Genomic DNA, 264 nt, shown 5'->3' with positions numbered 1-264 from the left:
CAAAAAGGTTACCGAAGAACAGCAGATTGCTTTTGAGGAACTTCAGACCACAAATGAAGAGCTTTTAAGCAGCTCGGAAGAACTACAGGCGCTTAATGAAGAACTGCAGACTTCAACTGAAGAACTTCAGTCGAATAATCAGGAATTGATGTGCACCAATGATGAACTTTTGGATCGTCAAGAACAGCTGCTTTCCATGCGCGATTATGCAGAATCTATCGTTCAAACTATTCGAGAGCCTTTAATTATTATTGATAAAGATTA

The 264-nt window shown here is 39.0% G+C and carries 1 protein-coding gene; it reads left to right on the top strand.

The window, feature by feature from the left end; all coding sequences use genetic code 11:
* On the top strand, nt 1–264 hold a 264-nt coding region (locus ACWA1B_RS22865), incomplete at both ends, for a hypothetical protein (protein WP_456910929.1).

Source organism: Flavobacterium xizangense, assembly GCF_054075145.1.
This window is presented reverse-complemented; position numbering and strand designations above follow the sequence as displayed.